The organism is Bacteroidia bacterium, from assembly GCA_037045145.1.
Lineage (GTDB): Bacteria > Bacteroidota > Bacteroidia > AKYH767-A > OLB10 > OLB10.
In genome coordinates, this window is record JBAOIA010000011.1 from 818,123 (window position 1) to 839,097 (window position 20,975).

The window sequence follows — 20,975 nt, forward strand, 5'->3', positions numbered from 1 at the left end:
ATTAATCAGCGATTATAGATTAAATCGCCAGGAGTTTTAGATAATGTTTTATTGATATTGAAATAGGATACTAAAACAGTTATTGCAATTATAAATAAAAGTAAAAGACCAGTTGAGATATCTATAAGTATAAAATAATTGGTAAGTTCTTCAAGGTTAAATCGAGCTTTAAAAAAGGAGTTTATGATTATACCTAAAATCCAGGAAAGTAATAGTGCACTGAAGATTCCAGAAAAAATAAATCGTAGCATTATGGTAAGATAAATTTTGGTTGCTTCTTTATTTGAAAGTCCAAAGGCTTTATAAGTTCCCAAATTCATTTTAATTTTATTCAGATGATTGCGAAGTAGATTTGATATAAATAGGCTAATGGATAAAACTGCAAAAACAATTAATAAAAAAGTAATGATCAAGGTAATATTCATTAAATATAAAAAATTTTTTTTGTCTTTGACTTTAGCAGTGTCTAATTCAATAACATTTGATTGCTCGCCTTCATCTCCACTATTTAGTTCACTACTAAAATAATTTGCAAAGTCTTCAACATGGTCAAGACTGCCAAAATTAATACTCAAATAGTCATACTTGTAAATTTTACCTTCACTATTAAATAGAGCATAATCTAATATTCGTGTGATTTGAGTTTTGTTTTCTTTGAAAAATGAAATAGATTTGATTTTAGAATCTAAAGAGTCTGTGATGGTGTAATTTTCTGGCAATTCATTTAGTTCAACAGATAGGAGATAACCAGATTGATAAAAATATTCACAAGTGTCGATAGATATTGAAATATCATTTCTTTCTTTTTCAGTTAATATTTTTTCAATTTGAATTTTAGCCTGTTCTACCAACTTATTATCACCTTCAACAAAGTACAAGATTTTTTTACGATTATCACCAGAAAAATCAAATCTATTATCAGTTGGTGCAATATAGGCTTTGTAAAAGGTTTCAGTGCTGATAAATTTATTTTTGTTTGGAAGATCTTGAATTATGGCTCGTATAGGAACAGGAGCTTTAAATTTCTTATTTGGATTAATATCCAAATCTTGCTCATTATTATCAATATAAATCACACAAGTATTCTCAGGGTAATTTAAATAATTTAATAATTGTTTAGTAACTACAATGCCTATGTCTTCTTGACTTTTAAAGTCTTTGTTTCCTTGAAGAAAGTTTTTACTTCCAAATATGTCTGTTTTTATTGGGTCAGGATGCCCATCTATGTCATCCATTAAAAGTCGGCCTTTGATATATTTTACTTCATCAGTGGGAGCATTATTGGATTTATCAAACGCGTATATTGGAAGTGTGAATTCCTTGTAGGAAGTAACACTTTTAATATTATACTTTTGTTTTACCGTTTTTTCATTTAAACTTGTTACAAACTCTTGTACTCTTTCAGATTCTCCCTTAGAAGCAGGTATCATCACCGCCAACCAATTGATAAAAGCATCATTGCGTTTTTTATTCAAATATTCTAAGGCACCATTTGAAAAGCCAACTGCTATGAATGTTAGAACAAGAATGGATACTAAGAAGAGCCAGTTTATATTTCGTGCACCGTATAATACAACTGACTCTTTCTTAAGAAATAATTGACGATAGCTATCATATTTGTCGGGATTAATACTTTCTTTTACTTCTTGCCCCGATTTTTTCTCAGAGACAAATTTTGAGATCAGTGAGTTTTTAAATTTTTGTTGGTCAGAAGCTGTCATTGTTAACCAATGATTGCTATCATAAATATGTTCTTTTAAAATTTCGCCATATCCGCCAGCATTTTGGGTTAATAGGACAATTCTATCGGCAAAGCGTAAAGCAAGGTTTACATCATGTGAAACAATAATTGCAGTTCGGTTCGTGCCTATATTCTGTTTTATCATTAGCATCAACTCACTGGCGTTAACTTCATCAAGATTGCCAGTAGGCTCATCGCAAAGTAATACACTGAATTGATTATTTAATGCCCTTACAAAAGATACACGCTGACGTTGTCCACCGGATAGATTAACAGCAACAGTATTATAGTTTACTACTGATGAAGGTAGGCCTATCTGATTCATTAATTTTTTTGCATTCTCGATAATCTGACTCTTTTTCTCACCGCCTTTAATCATTTGTGATAGGCAGATGTTTTCATAAGCTGTGAAGTTATCCATCAGATTTGTGTTCTGAAAAATAAAACTCAGCTTTTCTTTTCTTAAATCATTAATTTTTTCTTGATGCCCTTTTTGCCAAAGCTCAGCGAAGTCATATTGGGATTGGGTGTCATTCCACAAGATATGCCCTGAAGCGATAGTATTATTCATTAGTCCCAATGTTTCAAGCAAGGTGCTTTTTCCGCTGCCGCTAGAACCAAGTAAAAAAATAATTTCCCCTTTTTCAATTTCTAAATGGTCAATGGATAACACTTTATCACTTGGTTCAAGTGAATAGCTGCAAATCAGTTTATCAATTTTTATTAGCGTGTTATCGTTCATGCATTTTAATCTTTTAATAAATCGGGTCTAATATGGAAAATGTTTTCAGGAACCCAATAAAATGTTTCATCATCTTGATCCATTTTGTACATTGGATTTTTAGAAAGTTTTTTTAATTCTAATCCCATATTAATAAAAACCTTTTTAAGTTTTTCAATATCTTCATCAGAGGTTTTTTTGCTATCTTCTAAATCATTGATTGTTTTTTTGAAAAGGGGGTTGTTATTAGGTGGTAAACTAGTGATTAATTTTAAAAAATCATTTGAACTGAATTTATCTAGCTTTTTAGCATCTACATTACCTCCTTTATACACTGTAATAATGTCTTTATATGCATTGATAAGTCCAGTTCTTTGACTTTCTGAAGAGCCTTCTCGTAATTTATCAAAGACTTCAGTCATTCGTTGAAATTCTCTATTACTTAAAAAAAGATTACGTATAAGCAGTTGTTCTGTTAACTTGGGTGTTTTAAGGGGAGCGTAAGCTTGTATAAATAATTGAAAATTATTTTCATTTACCAATTTTTCACTAATGTTATCCGGAATATCTAAGTTTTTAAGCATCAGTAATAAGCGTTTTCTGTCTTCATCTGTAAAATCAGAAGCAGACCTTGCTCCAATTGTTGTTTCATCATACAAACTGAGAAATGTTTGAACTTTATCATTAATTTCAGAAAATAGCCTTTTAAGTTTTTTGTTTATTTCGGCTACAGAAAAAACTTGTCCTTTATCTTTGGTGTATAATGCCCCTGGAATTGCTGAATTGACTAAAACATAATCATTGTCGAGCTCTTCCAACCTAGCTCTTTGAATAGTCTTTTTCGTTAGGTGGTAATTGAGTTTTTCGTCAATTGCATTAGACGAATTTTCAAGCAAGTATTTAAAGTCTCTGATATAATCATCAAAAATATTCTCACCGGAATTACTAATCTGATATACGTGCATCATAACTTGTTTGTTAATCAGTGCTTGCAATACTTGTTCTTTTCCTGATTTATCAATACTGGATGCTGAACCCGAAAAAACAATTATGTTTGTTGTGTTTTCATCATTAAACATTGAACAGGCTGTTTTTAAAGCTTCAAAAATTTGAGAACCTGTTTTTTTGTTTATTGGGCAAGGGGGCTTATTACCCTCGCTATTTAATATACTCACAAATGATTCTTTATTTGCTGTTAAAGAAATTTTCTTAAATGGCTCAACGCCACAGCCGGGGTCGTTAAAAACAATTGCACCTAAACGAAAATCAGACCTTGACCTTTCAGAGTTTCCTATAAATGGATTGTCCATAATTGCACGTGCTGTAATTTTAATATGTTCGCGAGAGCTACCATCAAGGACAAATACAATATTGATTTTTAACCTTTGCCGGGCACCAGTTTCATACAGTTTATTGTACCCTGCCTGATCACGAGCCTTAAAAACAGTTTTATTGGATTTACTTTTAGTATCGGTTATATATCCGGTTTTATATATATTTCTATCCTTGGTTGAGTCAATTATTGGAAAGCCATAGAAGTAAGGATTGTCCTTAATGTTTTCATCTGATGGGTCTGAATAAAGGAAAAGTAAATTATTTGCAGCAGATCCCTCATTACTGAATTTTTTAGCATCTTCAAATGTTTTAAAAAATTTTACATCAATATTTTTTTCTTTTCTTTCAGCAATTGCCTTAAGATCCAGATTGGTTCTTAAACACATTGCATTATTCCATAAATGAAGTTGATTAACAGATACCCATCCTAATATATCTACAGTGGCAGACCCTGTATAAGTACTAATTGTTTTAGAAAGTAAGAATGCACCGTTTTCTTTATCTTCCTTAAACACAAAGAAGTACTGAAACAGCCTTACATCTTTCTCAAGGAGTGTTTCTTTGCTAAACTTAGGATTGTTATAAATATCCAGAACCCCTTTTTTTAACAGCGCACTATAATCTCCGTTATCTGGCACTTTTTTTACGGAAATAGCTTTTATCGAATACTTTGTAGATTTATCTACCAGACAATTTTGCCAAAGCAATAAATATTTTTTCTTAATCCAGCCTTTTTCATACGCAGTACTTTTAAAGATTGCTTTTCCTCCTTTTATTTCAAAAGGTAATTCTGCACCATCATATGCTATTAATCTTACAGCATCATCTGTTTCCTGTGCAACAATAAATGCTTCAAGAAAGTTGATAGTTCCAAGCTCTTGAGTACAATTTTTGTCTGAATAAGTTTTGTTATTTTCCCGATCTGAAAAAACGAACCAAATCGGATCACCGGATTTACTTCTCTCAGCTTTTGCATTTAAAATATCACCATTAGGTGTCTTAAAATCAGCCGGCATTCTAATAGCTGTTTTACCTTTTATATTTCCTCCTTCAATAGATTGTGCTAATATTGTAAATGGAGATACAAGAAATAAGAAAATCAAATAAAGCTTAGTTATCATCGTTTTATTTTGTTTTTTTAAATTATATAGATTTCAATAGGAAACTCGATATTTAGTTCCTTATTACAAAAAGTAAATTGCTTTTTCAGTTCGGTTGAGTATTCAGCATTGTCAGTGTAAATATTTATTTTAACTCTAAAATTATTTCCTTGCAAATAGGATAAAATTTCATTATACATTAAAAATGGTATAGGTAGTTCATCAATATTATTAATAGCTTTCTTAACAGCATTTGATGATAAGTAAAAATTAAGTTCTACACTTTGTTTTATAAACAATGGATTATCTGTAAGTAATTCGCGTATTACTTTTTTATCAAAATCATAATCGCATGGTTTTGATGGTCTTGAAAAATAGGTATTCAACAGGATGGAATTCGGATCCACCAATTTGTTTAAATTATATTCAGTTTTATAGTTATTGCTATTACTAGCGAAGAATAATAAATAATTTTCAGTCCTACCCTTTAGTTTATGTAAGTTGATTTTTAAGGTGTTTACAAGGTCGTTAGACATTGGTGTATTATCACCGCCTGCACTATTGTCTAAGTAATAGAAAGTAAAATTATTATATGTTGAAACTTCTGTATTAGCTTGACCTAGTAATACTGTTCTGAACAGAGTACTGATTAAAATAGTAAATATAATTTTTTTCATAATCTTATTGACGTTTAAGGGTTACTTGCATTCCACTTACGCAGTTATGTGAATCTTTTGATGTAATAATTGCGGACTCTACTAAGAAATTATCTGCAATCATAAATTTTCGAAATCCTTCGATGTTTTTTGTCTTAAATAAACTGCCCTCAACAAATAATTCAATTTTATTTACAGTACAAAACTTTGACGCTACATCAGGCCATTTTTCACTGCTGGTTGCTAACATATTTGCATAGTTGACAAAATCCTGAATAAAAACTGATTCATCAAAATTGATTTTTTCTACTTTCGCCTTCTTTACCGGAGAAGCTATTGGTGAAAAAATTATTTCTTTTGGTTCTTCTTTAATAACAACTTTTTTCGGTCTGTTAACATTGATTGAGAATGTTGTATCACCTTTGAAACATTTTCCAATAACTGAGACGGTTATAGTATAAATACCACTCTTTATAAATGTCGTACGAAATTCATTAGCAGTTGACAACTCCTGAGTTTGCTCAACTTTCCATTGTATGCTTTTTGTTAATTCTGTTTTATTGGTAAATATACATGGTTCATTTTCTGTTATTGATTCAGGAACAGCTATTAAAGGAATAATACTTTTAACTGTACAGGGTGGTTTCACATCAATCTCACGGATTTTTTCGCATTTATCATTAATCACAGCTTTAATAATGGCTTTGCCTTCTTGAGTAAATACATAGTTAAGTTGAGATGATTTGCCTAAATTCTTATCGTTTATAAACCAGGTGATTTCTTCATCAGACTCACTTTTAATAATGACACTTTCACCAACTTCCGGCTGTAAATTATTTATTTCTATTTCAGGTATTTCACAATCATGTAATAATATACGCAAACCGATAATAATTCCTAAAAGAATTAAAAGCGCAATAAATAATGCAAATATTCGCTTATCCATATTTTTTTACTTTTTTTAAATTCCTATAGCTAATCCTAAACTTATTCCCCATGTAAAATAATTTGATTTGGCATTACTTTCATATATTGAAGTGTATTTATCAGATATTCTATCTGAAATTTTATAGCTATTAGTCTTATTGCTTAAATTGGCATAAATGACAGCAACACCTGCTTTAGCAGCAATCTTTGATGATAGATGATACAATAAATCCAGATTAGCGTTCAGCGAATAGCCTTTTCTTTTTGAAAGTTTACGACTGTCTTTTTCATTAAACACCTTGTTTAATCCAAAGTCGTAACCTGAAGAATTTTGTTGATACATTGAAAAGGCATTGTCAGCAATTGAATTGTCTTTTGAATTAATAGTTTCACCAACTAAAATCCAATCTGTATTTTGTTCGTTATAATTTTGTGAGTATTCAAACTGTTTTGTGGCCATATTATATTGATAAATGCCTTCATAATCTACAGTTGCTTGGTACTGATATTTATTTAGAGAGGTAATATACCCGGGTCCAAATCCTATTTCTGTTGCAAACCTTGTGTTTTTTAACTTGCCTCTATATTTTAATTGTAATGCAAAGTTTAATATAGAGAAAGTAATATTTTCATTAGCCTCTTTTATAGTAACTATTCTGCGATAGTCATCTACACCATCATTGCTTTTATAAAAATATTTTATACCAGATACTTGATAATCATCACGATAGTTGTTTATAAACAAGTTTGCTGAAACACCAAAGTTCTTTTTGAATTTTCTCTTACCAAAATAATAGGCTAAATTAAGGTCAAGAGCAACACTTGGTTTAACACCGGGGTTTTTAACTTTTCCAAAAGTGGATTTAACCTTATCCATTTTTTCATAACTAAAACCAGAGGTTGGTACACTTAAAACATGCTTGTTGAGGTGATATGCTAATGAGCCTGATAGAACAATCGAATAAGTAAAGGTTGAAGGTGGGCAGCCTTTGTTGGTAGGTGAGCCAAATTCTCCTGGGCAATCATCATCTTTATCAGGAATGCCATCATTGTCCTGATCCGGACACCCTTTAAGATATTGTTTACCTCTTATGTCTTTGCAGTCATCTTGCGTATCTATTATGCCATCCAGATCAGCATCGTTTATCACTTTTATATTATTTATTATATTTAATGAACTTATATCACTGATCTTAACTGTCAAATTCGGTGCTATTGATAGTGTTAGTAAGAGGCTGTCATGATTGAAAATTTTGTATTTTTTAGAATGACTAGTTGCATTTATTATACGTTCTAAAGCTACTTTAATAATTCCATTGTCCTGATCTTTATAAGAGATATTAATTTTTTTATTTAAAACAATCAAACCCTTTGGAAATTCATATACCAATCCTCTGAAATATTCCTGGAGTGGTTTTTTAGTTACTTTGTAAGGATTGGTGTTAAATTCAAGTGAATCGTATGTAGGCAATATGTCATCATAAATTTTTGCATCTTTTGTAAACAGTAGTTTAAACTTACTCATTATCTCATTACTCTGTTTAATGCCGCCCGGTTCTATTAGATTACTCATGGTCAAATAATCTTTTAATAATGAATCTACTCTGACGTGAATAATATTTTTTTGTGATAAAGTATATTTTTGACCAAAACTTTCTAAGCCTAAAAGGCTGAAAATCATAAATAAAATTGTAATTGTATATTTCATATTTCCGGGTATTTAATGGTTAATTCTTTAAGGATATATAACTAAAAATTTAGTAGTCGTTCTTTCACCGGTTGTTGCGGTAATATAAGCATGATACAATCCTTGATTTAATTTTAAATCTTTAAATGTGAAGATGTATTGCGGTGAGGTTTTTTCAATATTTTGAGAATAGACTATTTGTCCCATGGTATTAATGATCTTTAATTTGATATCACCATAGATTGCTCCTGAAAGGGTTATATTAAAATTCCCATTATTAGGACTTGGAAGAATTTGAGTTATTATTTGATCGGGAATTTCTGTTTCTTGATTTTTTTGAATTCGGGTTGCAAATGGACCGTTATAATAGACCTTTGTAAAACAACTTCCATAGCGTGCCCTTACCCAATAGGCATAATTTGTTTCATCAAGAGTATTGTCTAATAGAATAAAAGATGAATTTGGTGAAAATGCCTGATATACCTGCCCTGGAATATTATTGGGTTGCAGATTTGCGATAGAATCGAATCCCCACTGATAGCCATCGGCAGTGTGATCAAGATAGACCAGTAAATTACCAGGCTGTTTTTTTACAATGATAGCTTCTGCAATGGAATCAATTTGAGCAGCTACTGCTATTGTAATTGAAGTATCATTGGTGCAGCCTAATGATGTAGTTAACACAGCATGTATCGTTGCTGTATAGTTTACTGACCCATTGTACATTGATATTACAGTATTTGCTACGGAATCTTTTTTTAATTCAACCAATCCGGGAACTGATGGTGAAGTTGTAACATCCCAGGTGATTAAATTGCCACCAATATTTGTAACATTAAAATTTAGATTTTCAACTCCTCCACAAACGGATGTTTGTATTGTTCCACCTGAATTTGTCTGATTTGTAACTACAGGGGTTAAAGGAGTTGGCAAAACGGTTATATTGACAATAATGTCTGTTCCAGAACAACCAGCGGCAGTACTGTGTACAATAATAGTAGCAGTAACTGGAGAGTTAGTTGGGTTATTAGCCGTAAATGACGGAATGTTGCCAGAACCACTTGAGGGAAGATTAATAGTTGGGTTGTTGTTGGTCCAGCTTATAGTAGTACCAGATAAAGATGAGACTAAATCAATTTCGATGGAACTCTCATTATTACATATTGTTTGATTATTGGGTGTTGAAGTAATATTGGGTTGTGGATTTACAATAATAGTACCAGTAGCATTTACATTGCTGCAACCACCCGTGAGGGGAATGGAATAATTAAAAGTTCCACTTGCAGACGGAGTACCTTGAATGGTAATAGTGTTACCGGCAAAACTTGCAGAAACACCGGCAGGCAAACCAGAAGGAGAAGCAATACCTGTGGCTCCAGTGGTTGTATGAGTAAGAGGAGATAAAGAAGTGTTAATACAAAGTGTAGTTGTAGTGCCTGCTGTTACGGTGTTATTAGGATTTACAATAATAGTACCAGTAGCAATTACATTGCCGCAACCACCCGTGAGTGGAATAGAATAATTAAAAGTTCCACTTGCAGTAGGAGTACCTTGAATGGTAATAGTGTTACCGGCAAAACTTGCAGAAACACCAGCAGGCAAACCAGAGGGAGAAGCAATACCTGTGGCTCCAGTGGTTGTATGAGTAAGAGGAGATAAAGAAGTGTTAATACAAAGTGTAGTTGTAGTGCCTGCTGTTACGGTGTTATTAGGATTTACAATAATAGTACCAGTAGCAATTACATTGCCGCAACCACCCGTGAGTGGAATAGAATAATTAAAAGTTCCACTTGCAGTAGGAGTACCTTGAATGGTAATAGTGTTACCGGCAAAACTTGCAGAAACACCAGCAGGCAAACCAGAAGGAGAAGCAATACCTGTGGCTCCAGTGGTTGTATGAGTAAGAGGAGATAAAGAAGTGTTAATACAAAGTGTAGTTGTAGTGCCTGCTGTTACGGTGTTATTAGGATTTACAATAATAGTACCAGTAGCAATTACATTGCCGCAACCACCCGTGAGTGGAATAGAATAATTAAAAGTTCCACTTGCAGTAGGAGTACCTTGAATGGTAATAGTGTTACCGGCAAAACTTGCAGAAACACCGGCAGGCAAACCAGAAGGAGAAGCAATACCTGTGGCTCCAGTGGTTGTATGAGTAAGAGGAGATAAAGAAGTGTTAATACAAAGTGTGGTTGTAGTGCCTGCTGTAACAGTGTTAATAGACGTTACAATAATAGTACCGGTAGCATTTACATTGCCGCAACCACCAGTGAGGGGAATAGAATAATTAAAAGTTCCACTTACAGTAGGAGTGCCTTGAATGGTAATAGTGTTACCGGCAAAACTTGCAGAAACACCAGCAGGCAAACCAGAGGGAGAAGCAATGCCTGTGGCTCCAGTGGTTGTATGAGTAAGAGGAGATAAAGAAGTGTTAATACAAAGTGTAGTAGTAGTGCCTGCAGTTACAGTGTTAATATTTACAATAATAGTACCGGTAGCAATTACATTGCCGCAACCACCAGTGAGGGGAATAGAATAATTAAAAGTTCCACTTACAGTAGGAGTACCTTGAATGGTAATAGTGTTACCGGCAAAACTTGCAGAAACACCAGCAGGCAAACCAGAGGGAGAAGCAATACCTGTGGCTCCAGTGGTTGTATGAGTAAGAGGAGATAAAGAAGTGCTAATACAAAGTGTAGTAGTAGTGCCTGCTGTTACAGTTTTATTAGGATTTACAATAATAGTACCAGTAGCAATTACATTGCCGCAACCACCAGTGAGGGGAATGGAATAATTAAAAGTTCCACTTGCAGTAGGAGTACCTTGAATGGTAATAGTGTTACCGGCAAAACTTGCAGAAACACCAGCAGGCAAACCAGAGGGAGAAGCAATACCTGTGGCTCCAGTGGTTGTATGAGTAAGAGGAGATAAAGAAGTGTTAATACAAAGTGTAGTTGTAGTGCCTGCTGTAACAGTGTTATTAGGTAGCACAGTAATAGTACCTGTCGCAACACTATCAATAGTGCAATTAGTTCCATTTAAGACAATGCTATAATTAAATGTGCCGGAAACAGTTGGTGTGCCACTTATAGTAATCGTATTAGATGAAAAAATAGGAGTAATTCCAGTAGGTAACCCTGTAAAGGTACCAATCCCTGTGACACCTGTCGTGTTGTGCGTAATAGAAGGAGTTAATGCTGTATTAATACATATTGAAGGTGATGATGAAGCTGCACCAACATTGCATTGAGCAAATGTATTGTTGTAAAATAAGACAATTAGTACAATAAATTGTACTATTAATCGAAGATTTTTTAGTTTCATGTTTAGGCAGGTTTTACTTATTTGATGCGAATATAATTAATGTAATGGGAATTTTTAATTATCAGGAAAATATTTTTTTATTAACAGTCTTATTTTTTTTCTGCTTATTGGGGATAACATTTTTTCATTTTCAATCACAGTGTTTTCAATCTGTTTTGATGACAGGCACTTTTCAAGATGCTCAAGTGCTTCTTTTTCTTTATTTTGTTGTGCATCATAGCAAGAATAAACCAAATAATACAGCCCTATATTATTGTCATCACCAATTCCTTTTTTTAAATAGGTTTCACATAAAGCATATTGTTTTCTGTAAACCGCAATATATGCAAGCCATAAATTGGATGGAATACTATAACTTGTTTCACTCGCATTTTCAAAAATTTTAAGTTTATTTTCTGCATTTGCAATATTAGCATTGTCTTCTGTTCTTATCAGGCAAATTGATACTCTAAAAGTGCAGGTATCTCTATATGTTGGGGTGTTAAAAAGTTTTGAATACTCATCAATAGCTTTAAGATATTTCTTGCCTTTCTCGGCATTGTTAGCCGACCAATAAATAACTTCTTTATTATTAGAATTAATTTTTAATGCATTATCAAAATTATCAGCTGCAGCCTTGTAATTGGACATTTCATACTGAGCTCTTGCAACTACATAATAACTTTCCCAACGTTTCTGTTTTGATAGATCAATCGCTTTTTCGCCATATATAATTGCCTGAGCATAATTTTTGCTACCAAATTCAGCCCAAGCACGGTTAAATAAAGCAGAATCGGATTCGGCTATTGCATTAGAACGTTCAAAACTAGTTGCTGCATCTTTGAATTTATTTTGTCTCATTTTTGATAAGCCTATATAGTAATGTGCTGTTGCATTTTGAGGATTGAGGGTTAACTCTTTTTCAAAATCTTTCATGGCTTCATAATAAAGCTCTTTTTCAAAATAAACTTGACCTCTTGTTATATAGGTTTCTTGAATATTTTTATTTTTCCGGTCAAGAGTATTTAAGTCACTTAATGCCAGGTCGTAATTTTTCATTTTTAGATATGTTTGTCCGCGTTTTAATAAACCTAAAAGTGTGCTATCTAAATCAATAGTCTTTGAGTATTCAATTAAAGCATCTTTCAGGAATTCTTTGTTTTTAAATTGGTCGCCTCTTGCAAGAAAGCTATCTATTACATGTGAAATATATGTGTGATTATCTATGGTAATTCCACACTTTACAGCTTCTCGGAAGTCTTTTCCCGCTTCAATAAATTTATTTTGTTCTATTCTGCATTTAGTTCGTAAGAAGAGTAATAGGCCATAACATTTGGTAGCTTGTATACCAGCAGTACAGGTTAGCTCACAATTTGAATAAAGGGCATTGTTAAATTCCAATTCTGCTTTTGCATAATACACTGTTGTGTCTGATGTATGGAATTCAATTGCTTTTGCATAATCTTGTATGGCCTTGTCAAAATACTTTTGCTGAGTATAAAATTTTGCCCTAAAAATATAATAATATGCTTCTCTTGGAGTGTACTCAATTAGTTTGGTAGCATCACTTAAAGCACGAATAAAGTCACCAATATTGAATAAGATGAATGCTCTTAACTCTAAAGCATCTAAATGTTTATCCGAACTTAACTGAACGCTTTCATTTAGTGATTTTAAGATTTGTTTTGTTTCATCCGGGTTTATAACATAAATTGCTTTAGCAAATTGATAATATAAATCAGATTTGTATAATTTATTTTTAGTAGCATATTCTTTTTTTACCTCATTATTTAAAAGCGACTCAACTTCTTTTGTTGATTTTAAGTTATAGGTTGCCTCAAAAGATGCAATAGCAGAACTTAGCCCACTTAAATCATTTTGCAGATTGGTAACAGTCGTATCTTTTACTTTGTAGTCAATAACTAGTGAATCACATAGTATTTTTGCTTTTTGAAACTTGCAATTGTCAAGATAGGTTTGAATTTGCTCCTTATCAGCTTTAATTTTTTTTGACAGATATTTTTGATAAGCCTCTTCCTTAAGTTTTTTTTCGATTTCTTTTCTTGAGTGTTCAAGTTTGTTTTTTAGCTGTTTGTCACTTGAATTAATAATATAGGCTTCTCTGTACTTGTCACGAGCCTTTTCATAATCACCGGCACTCATTGCATCATCGCCTTCTTGTACAAAACGGGTTAAAACTTTTTGTTCAGCTATTTTTTGTTTTTCATTTTCAGAAAGTAATTCATTAATAATTTTATTAGCATCAATTTCAACTTGAACAATTTGTTTAAAGTCATTCAAAGTGTCATGATCGGTTACTCGTGCAAAACGAATAGTTTGAATCTGGAGTTGCCATGTTGAATCTCTGTTAACAATTACCTCAAATACCCTTTCTGTTGGTTGAATAAAGGAACTATTCTTTAAGGCAGTGTTGTACTTTAGTTCTGTATAAACTTTGTAGTAATAAAAGCTTCTTCTCTTTAAAGAAGAAATATTCTTGATAGTAATTGAAACACTGGTTTCATCTTCTTTAGCTTTTTGTAATTGAGTGTTAACAAGTCTTAAGTAATCTCCCACAAATAAATCTTGAGTGGGAAAAGTGGTGTCTGCCCCAATAAAAAGGTCGTTTTCTATTAGAGAGTTTTCATTGTAAAAAAGACGGTTTGGATACTTTAATTTAGCTTCATTCGAAATATTTCCAAGAATCCTTTCACAAAGGTTTGCTTCTGTAGATTCATTGGATAATAAGTTAATTAGGTTTTCAAATTTTGGAATTAAAAAATTTTTTATTTGATAGCTAAACTCAAGGGTATCTCTTGTAGTTATAATATCTTTATTAACGGTGTTTGTGTTTTGGGAATAAGTAAGCAGAGGAAGAATAGTTCCCGAAAAAACTAAAACGAGTAAAAATTGTAAAAAATATTTCTGCTTCATTAAAGGTTTTGTTTGAGTTTTAAATAATTACAGATTCAGCATATTAAGAATTTGATGTTTATATTTTTTTTTTGATTCACTTGTGGCAGTTTGTAATCTGGAAATTAGCCATCCCGAATTTTTTGATGTGCGGTTATAGTATTTTATTTCAAGTGCCCATCCGGGGAGTTGAAGTAGGTGATAATTAATTTTGTCGAGATTAATAAATTTAATTTGTTTGTTGTTTATTAAGATGAGCAGTTTTTTTAGCTCAAACGGAATAGGTTTGGTAGTTACATAATCAAGAGCACTGTTTCGGTTTTCAAAAAACTTAAAAAGTTCTGAAAATTGTAAAGCATGACTTACTGGAGAGAAAAATTTTGTTCCTCTGTGGTTTTTAATAAACAAACTATCATTAATGACAGCAATACTGTCGTTTACAAAACTTGATTTTAAAATACCTCCTTCAGCAGCAATTATTGACCATTTAAATGCATTTTGTTGTGTACGTTCAACCTTTAGAGTTAATTCAATAGTTGAGATTTTCTTTTTATAGAGAACTTTACAATAAAGTTTTGCATACCAGTTGTCATCAAAATAGCTTAAATATAGTGGGTGGATAGAATCAATACAACTTTTAACAAATAAAAAAGATGTTGAAATATCCTTAGGCTCTTTAAAAATTTCAAAGTTAAATAAACTACGTATAAGTACATCTCTTGTTAATTGTATATCTGGTTTTTGGTTTTGAATATAATTAAGAACTGCCATTTTTTTTGTGTAATTAAATCTGTCGAAAAACATATCTAATGTATGAACTTTATAGGCAAATGATTCATTTAATAGTGATTGATTTTTAAAAGTTTGAGCATTGGTTTTATTGAACACAAGTAAAAAGCATACAAATAATAGTCTATATCTTTCCTTCATAGGTTATTCTGTGTGCTCAACGCTGATATCACCTAAAAACACATCCCAATTTTCTTCAGAATTTCCATTAATAGTCTTTTCATATTTCTTCAGAATTATTTCCGCTCTTTTTGTTGTGATGTCTTTATAAATTGGACGACCATCCTTATAACCTTCAAAAATCTGAGATAGAACAACTGTAGCTCTATAAGTAGTATCAGGAGCTTGATAAAAATCTGATGTATAGTTTATTTCTGCCCATTCAATTCTTACATCATCATATTGCAATGCATTTAAGCTTTTAAGATAGTTAATTATTTTTTTACGTTTCTTAATCTCAGAATTCTTTGTCGAAACTTCTACAAAACGGGTATCTGGGTCTTGAAATAGGTTTAAGGTACTTTCAATTAGTTGATTGACTGTAAAAGCATCGGTCTTATTATTAGAAATTTGTTGAATATAACTCTCTAATTGTTTTATTTTAAGCAATCCTTTGTTTTTAAAGTTGTCAAGTTCTTGTTCATTAAATGTTTTAGTACCGGAATTGGGTATGATGGTGGTTGAGGTTTCTTTTATGACGTTACTTTCTGTAGAGTTAGCATTATCAGTCGAATTGTTTGTTGTTGGTTGTACTTCTTTTTCTATTGATGTTTGTTCAGTTGTTGTTTCGGATATTGTGTTTTCATTTTTAATAGTAGAAGTGCTATTATTAAGTGATTGTGTTTCTTTCTTTTCATTTTCAGATATATTATTTTCTGAAGGTGCTTCTATTATGGATTCAGTTTTTTCTTCAGTTGTTGTTGGGTTATCATAGCTTTTTTCTGTATGGGTGTTTTCGGTTCTAACAGAATCTTTATTCTGACTATCATTATCTGAATTCGAGGGGTTAGATTTTAAAGTTGTTTCTGATTCTGAACTTTTTATTAATACTTCCTTTTCTTTGTTCTTATTCTTTTGGTTGTCTTTAGGAGTTTCTTTATTAATTAAAGAAATATCATTGTCAGTATTTTCATTTGATATTACATTACTTTTTACCGGTTCCGGAACATTCTGAGATACTTCTTTTTCTACAGATTCAGGTTCTTTTTCAACCTCTGGTGTAGTCTGAGTTATAGTGGCTTCATTCTTTTTTGTTTCAATAACATATTTTAGACCTTCATATTCCTCTGAAATAAAAACCCTTTCCGGTTGAAGAGCAACTGCTTGTTCCATAAACTTTAATGCTTTTTGCAAGTCGTGTTTGTTTAGGGCATCACATATGCTATCTAAACATGAATTATATTGTCTATAAGTACTATTATCGTCAGTGAGTTTTTCAGTTGAATATCGATCATAATCACAATATTCATAATTTGTTTGAGCGAAAATCACTTTGCTGAAAAGCAAAAGAAAAGTTAAGGTAATTATTCTTTTCATATTTTTTTGGTTGATTGTTGACTGCAAGTTTAACAATTGGTTTCCTAATTTACAAACAAATATTTGTTAATAAAATCAGGTTATATTAATGGCAGAAATAATAATTAATGAAAATAATAGAAATCAAAAGTTCTATAGGTATTTGCAAAAACACTATAAATCAATAGAATGCGCACCTTTGTCGGAGTTTTGACACATTCGTTACCTTTGTAACTATTAATTAGCGGAATTATGTCAGACCAAACCCCAATAATGCAAAACAAAGAGCTTTCGTTTGAAGATTTCAGGCAGACAGTAATAAGTGATTACAAAGTAGGTCGCATCAGCCGCGAAACAAGCTTGCTGGGCCGAAGGGAGGTGCTTACAGGAAAAGCCAAATTTGGCATTTTTGGTGATGGAAAAGAGATTGCACAAATAGCTATGGCCAAGGTTTTTCAAAATGGAGATTTCCGTTCCGGTTACTATCGCGATCAGACTTTCATGATGGCAGCGGGCTTACTCACAGTTCAGGAGTTTTTTGCTCAGCTATATGCACACCCTTCTATTGAAGCAGAACCTGCAACAGCCGGTCGCGCCATGAATGGGCACTACGCTACTCGATTGCTGAATGATGATGGCAGTTGGAAAAATCAAACACAATCAAAAAATTCTTCTGCCGACATATCACCAACAGCAGGTCAGATGCCACGGTTGCTGGGGCTGGCTTTAGCCTCAAAATTTTATCGCAATAATCCCGAACTCAAGTCTGATTATTTTAAAAACTTTTCTGTTAATGGCAATGAGGTTGCTTTCGGAACAATTGGTGATGCCAGTACTTCAGAAGGTTTGTTTTTTGAAACAATCAATGCAGCAGGTGTATTGCAGGTGCCATTGGTAATCAGCATTTGGGATGATGGTTATGGTATTTCAGTTCCTAATAAATATCAGACAACAAAACAAAGTATCAGTGAAGCATTACAAGGTTTTGAACGAACTCAGGAAAAACCCGGTTATGAAATAATCAGAGCTAAAGGATGGGATTATGCAGAGTTATGTGATGCTTATGAACAAGCTGCAAAAATTGCACGTACAGAGCATGTTCCTGTGATGGTGCATATTCAACAGATGACACAGCCTCAAGGTCACTCAACATCAGGATCGCATGAACGTTACAAATCAAAGGAGCGTTTGATGTGGGAAGAAGAATTTGATTGCCTCAGAAAAATGCGTGAGTTTATGTTGCAATCTGCTATTGCAACAGAGCAAGAGCTAGATGCTATTGATGCAGAAGCTAAAAAGTTTGTTAATGATGGTAAGAAGCAGGCATGGGATAGCTTTACTGCTGAAATTAATACTGAAAGACTACAAGCACTATCACTGGCAGAAGCTGCAATAAGTAAAAGCTCCAATGGTGTTTTTCTCAACAAGGCAGTTGAAGAGATTAAGAGTACCAACAATTGTGAAAGAAGAGATATTGCGGTTTTTGTTCAGCAAGTTTTGTTTACACTACGTGGTGATTTTAGTGCTGAGCAGGAAAATTTGAAGCAATGGTACCGCCAATGGCATCAATTGAATTTTGATCGTTACAGTTCTCAACTTTATACTGAAGGTAAAGGAAGCGCATTGGGCATTGGCGAAGTTAAACCTGTTTATGCTTTAGAGGCAAACATGGTTGATGGTCGTGAAGTGCTTCTTGCAAATCATGATATTCTTTTTAGTCGCTATCCCGAATACATCGCCTTTGGAGAAGATGTTGGAACAATTGGTGGTGTTAATCAAACTTTTGCTGGTATGCAGGCAAAATATGGCGAACACCGGGTTTTTGATGTAGGTATCCGTGAAGCAACAATTGCCGGTCAGGGAATAGGAATGGCATTGCGCGGCTTACGACCATTTGCAGAAATTCAATATCTCGATTATCTGGCTTATGCAATACAAATTTTATCAGATGATTTAGCCTGTCTTCGTTATCGCACCAAGGCAGGACAGAAGGCGCCACTCATTGTCAGCACTCGTGGACACAGGCTGGAAGGTATCTGGCATTCAGGTTCACCCATGCAATTTATTCTTGGCGCCTTACGTGGCATGCTTGTACTTGTTCCCCGCAACATGACACAGGCAGCTGGATTTTATAACCTGTTGTTGCAATGTGATGATCCTGCATTAGTGATAGAACCGTTGAATGGCTACAGGCTTAAAGAAAAACTTCCGGAAAACTTAGGTGATTTTACTATTCCTGTAGGTGTACCTGAAATTCTTGACGAAGGCAATGATGTAACTCTGGTAACCTACGGATCATGTGTTAGAGTTGCACAGGATGCAATGAAACAATTGCAGCAATGTGGCATTAGTGTGGAGTTGATAGATGTACAGTCACTCATACCTTTTGATATTCATCATATCATTGCCGAATCTATTCAAAAAACAAATAAAGTTGTTTTCTTTGATGAAGATGTGCCTGGTGGTGCAACGGCATATATGATGCAGCAGGTTATTGAAAATCAAAAAGCATTTGAGTTTCTTGAAGTACCTCCTGTAACCCTAACGGCAAAAGAACATCGTCCTGCATATGGAAGTGATGGAGATTATTTTTCGAAGCCTAATGCAGAGGATGTGTTTAATACTGTATATGATTTAATGCATTCTGTAAATCCACTGGCATATCCACTTTTCAGATAAGGAGAATAAATTTGATTGCACTACCCGATTAATTTATCCGGATTATCTGAAATAAATTTTTGCCAACCTTTGCTTCCTGGAAATTGTTTTTGTCCGGTATTTTTCTGAAAGTGATGACATACTGCAGCAGCCAGCCCATCAGTTGCATCAAGATATTTTGGCATTTCTTCAAAGTGCAACAACTGTTGAAGCATTGCTGCCACTTGTTCCTTAGTGGCACTGCCATTGCCGGTGACAGATTGTTTAATTTTTTTGGGACTGTACTCAAATACAGGAATGTTTTTGAATAGTGCAGCAGCAAGTGCAACTCCCTGCGCCCTCCCTAACTTTAGCATAGATTGAACATTCTTACCAAAAAAAGGTGCTTCAATAGCCATTTCATCAGGCAAATAACTTTCAATGAGTCGTAGGGTTTTCTCAAAAATATGTTTCAACTTCAGTGGATGATTGTCAAATTTTTCGAGATGAATAATGCCTGCTGTCTCTAATTTCATTTCTGTTCCGGAGACAAGAAGTACTCCATATCCCATCACATTGGTACCCGGGTCTATTCCTAAAATTATTTTTTCGCTTTCTGACATGAATGTTGTTACTGCATATTTTTTAAACTTGCACTATAATCTGCAATTGTTTGGAAGGTTCAAAAATAAAAATTAAAAGTGTGCTAAAGCTTTTGCTGAAAGCAGCAATTGCATTGTTTTCTCTTTGGTTTATTGTTCATAAAGTTGTTCACCGTGAAAGTGAGGTGTCGTTTTTTAGTTTTGTGAATACACGACTGAATACTGAAGGTGCTTATCCCATACTCATATCTGTTGTTATATTGATGGTGTTGAATTGGAGTATTGAAGCAATAAAGTGGAAGGTTTTAATTGGTAAACTCACCAAACTAAGTTTTATTCGGAGTCTAAGTGCTGTTTTTGCAGGAGCAACGGTAAGCTTTTTTACGCCTAATCGTGTAGGTGACTATGCAGGCAGAATGCTTTTTTTGCCATCATCTGTGCGTATAGCATCTTTGCTTTCAACTTTCGCTGGAAATATCAGTCAGCTAATTGTTACATTATGCTGTGGGCTTGCTGCATTGGCTTTGTCATTACAACATTATGTCAGTTGGAATGAAAATTTAATCGTAGCAGTACGTGTAGCCTCAATGGTTTTCGCCTTGATGCTTTTTGTTTCTTTTCCTTATATAAGAATTGTTTTCAAAATGCCCTTGCTGAATTATATACGAAAGAGATTTCCTGAATATGTTGTGCATCTTGAAAATTATTCTTACAAAGAAATGATGCAGATTCTTTTTCTATCCTTGTTACGTTATTCTGTTTTTGCTTTTCAGTATATATTATTATTTCTGGTTTCCGGCATTCCTGTAGTGCCAACAATGTTTGTCATTATAGCACTGATCTTTTTTATTCAGGCTTTGGTTCCCACTCTTGCACTGACAGAGTTTGCCATAAGAGGTTCTGTAGCGTTGATGGTTGCAGCGCCTTTTATTCATGATGATCAGGCTGTTCTTATGGCATCATTTGCGCTGTGGCTCATCAATCTGGCAGTGCCGGCAGCAATAGGTTCTCTGATGATTTTTTATTTTAATTTTCGAAAAGAGTAACAC

12 protein-coding genes are annotated in these 20,975 nt (G+C 33.3%); 2 read left to right on the top strand and 10 right to left on the bottom strand.

What is annotated here, in order from left to right:
• Nucleotides 1-5 precede the first annotated feature (5 nt).
• The 9 genes from V9G42_04670 to V9G42_04710 form a co-directional block, all read right to left on the bottom strand.
• On the bottom strand, nt 6-2,483 hold the full coding sequence (locus tag V9G42_04670) for an ATP-binding cassette domain-containing protein (protein MEI2758715.1): 2,478 nt from the start codon (nt 2,481-2,483) through the stop codon (nt 6-8).
• A gap of 5 nt (nt 2,484-2,488) precedes the next feature.
• A complete protein-coding gene (tssR, locus tag V9G42_04675; GenBank protein MEI2758716.1) occupies nt 2,489-4,918 on the bottom strand; it encodes a type VI secretion system protein TssR domain-containing protein in 2,430 nt (809 codons plus the stop codon).
• A gap of 17 nt (nt 4,919-4,935) precedes the next feature.
• Complete coding sequence (locus tag V9G42_04680; protein ID MEI2758717.1) at nt 4,936-5,574, bottom strand: hypothetical protein; 639 nt, start codon at nt 5,572-5,574, stop codon at nt 4,936-4,938.
• 4 nt (nt 5,575-5,578) lie between these two features.
• Complete coding sequence (locus V9G42_04685) at nt 5,579-6,499, bottom strand: hypothetical protein (protein ID MEI2758718.1); 921 nt, start codon at nt 6,497-6,499, stop codon at nt 5,579-5,581.
• A 15-nt stretch (nt 6,500-6,514) separates the two neighbouring features.
• Nucleotides 6,515-8,188: a thrombospondin type 3 repeat-containing protein gene (locus tag V9G42_04690; GenBank protein MEI2758719.1), complete on the bottom strand. Its 1,674-nt coding sequence runs from the start codon at nt 8,186-8,188 to the stop codon at nt 6,515-6,517.
• A gap of 27 nt (nt 8,189-8,215) precedes the next feature.
• Nucleotides 8,216-11,491, bottom strand: coding sequence for a hypothetical protein (locus V9G42_04695; protein MEI2758720.1), 3,276 nt, complete (start codon nt 11,489-11,491; stop codon nt 8,216-8,218).
• Between the two features lie 54 nt (nt 11,492-11,545).
• Entirely contained in the window at nt 11,546-14,404 is a 2,859-nt protein-coding gene (locus V9G42_04700; GenBank protein MEI2758721.1) for a tetratricopeptide repeat protein, read from the bottom strand.
• A 27-nt stretch (nt 14,405-14,431) separates the two neighbouring features.
• Nucleotides 14,432-15,154: a hypothetical protein gene (locus V9G42_04705; protein MEI2758722.1), complete on the bottom strand. Its 723-nt coding sequence runs from the start codon at nt 15,152-15,154 to the stop codon at nt 14,432-14,434.
• 162 nt (nt 15,155-15,316) lie between these two features.
• Complete coding sequence (locus V9G42_04710; GenBank protein MEI2758723.1) at nt 15,317-16,708, bottom strand: hypothetical protein; 1,392 nt, start codon at nt 16,706-16,708, stop codon at nt 15,317-15,319.
• A 231-nt stretch (nt 16,709-16,939) separates the two neighbouring features.
• Here V9G42_04710 and V9G42_04715 point away from each other — a divergent pair, with 231 nt between their 5' ends.
• The gene (locus V9G42_04715) at nt 16,940-19,366 is read left to right on the top strand and encodes a thiamine pyrophosphate-dependent enzyme (protein MEI2758724.1); all 2,427 of its coding nucleotides are present in this window, start codon (nt 16,940-16,942) and stop codon (nt 19,364-19,366) included.
• Between the two features lie 20 nt (nt 19,367-19,386).
• On the opposite strand, the gene ruvC is transcribed toward V9G42_04715, so the two are convergent.
• Nucleotides 19,387-19,947 carry a crossover junction endodeoxyribonuclease RuvC gene (gene ruvC / locus V9G42_04720; GenBank protein ID MEI2758725.1) on the bottom strand — a complete coding sequence of 187 codons (561 nt, stop codon included), beginning with the start codon at nt 19,945-19,947 and terminating at the stop codon, nt 19,387-19,389.
• Between the two features lie 80 nt (nt 19,948-20,027).
• Between ruvC and V9G42_04725 the strand changes: the two genes are divergently transcribed.
• Entirely contained in the window at nt 20,028-20,972 is a 945-nt protein-coding gene (locus V9G42_04725) for a lysylphosphatidylglycerol synthase domain-containing protein (protein ID MEI2758726.1), read from the top strand.
• The last annotated feature ends 3 nt before the right edge of the window (nt 20,973-20,975 follow it).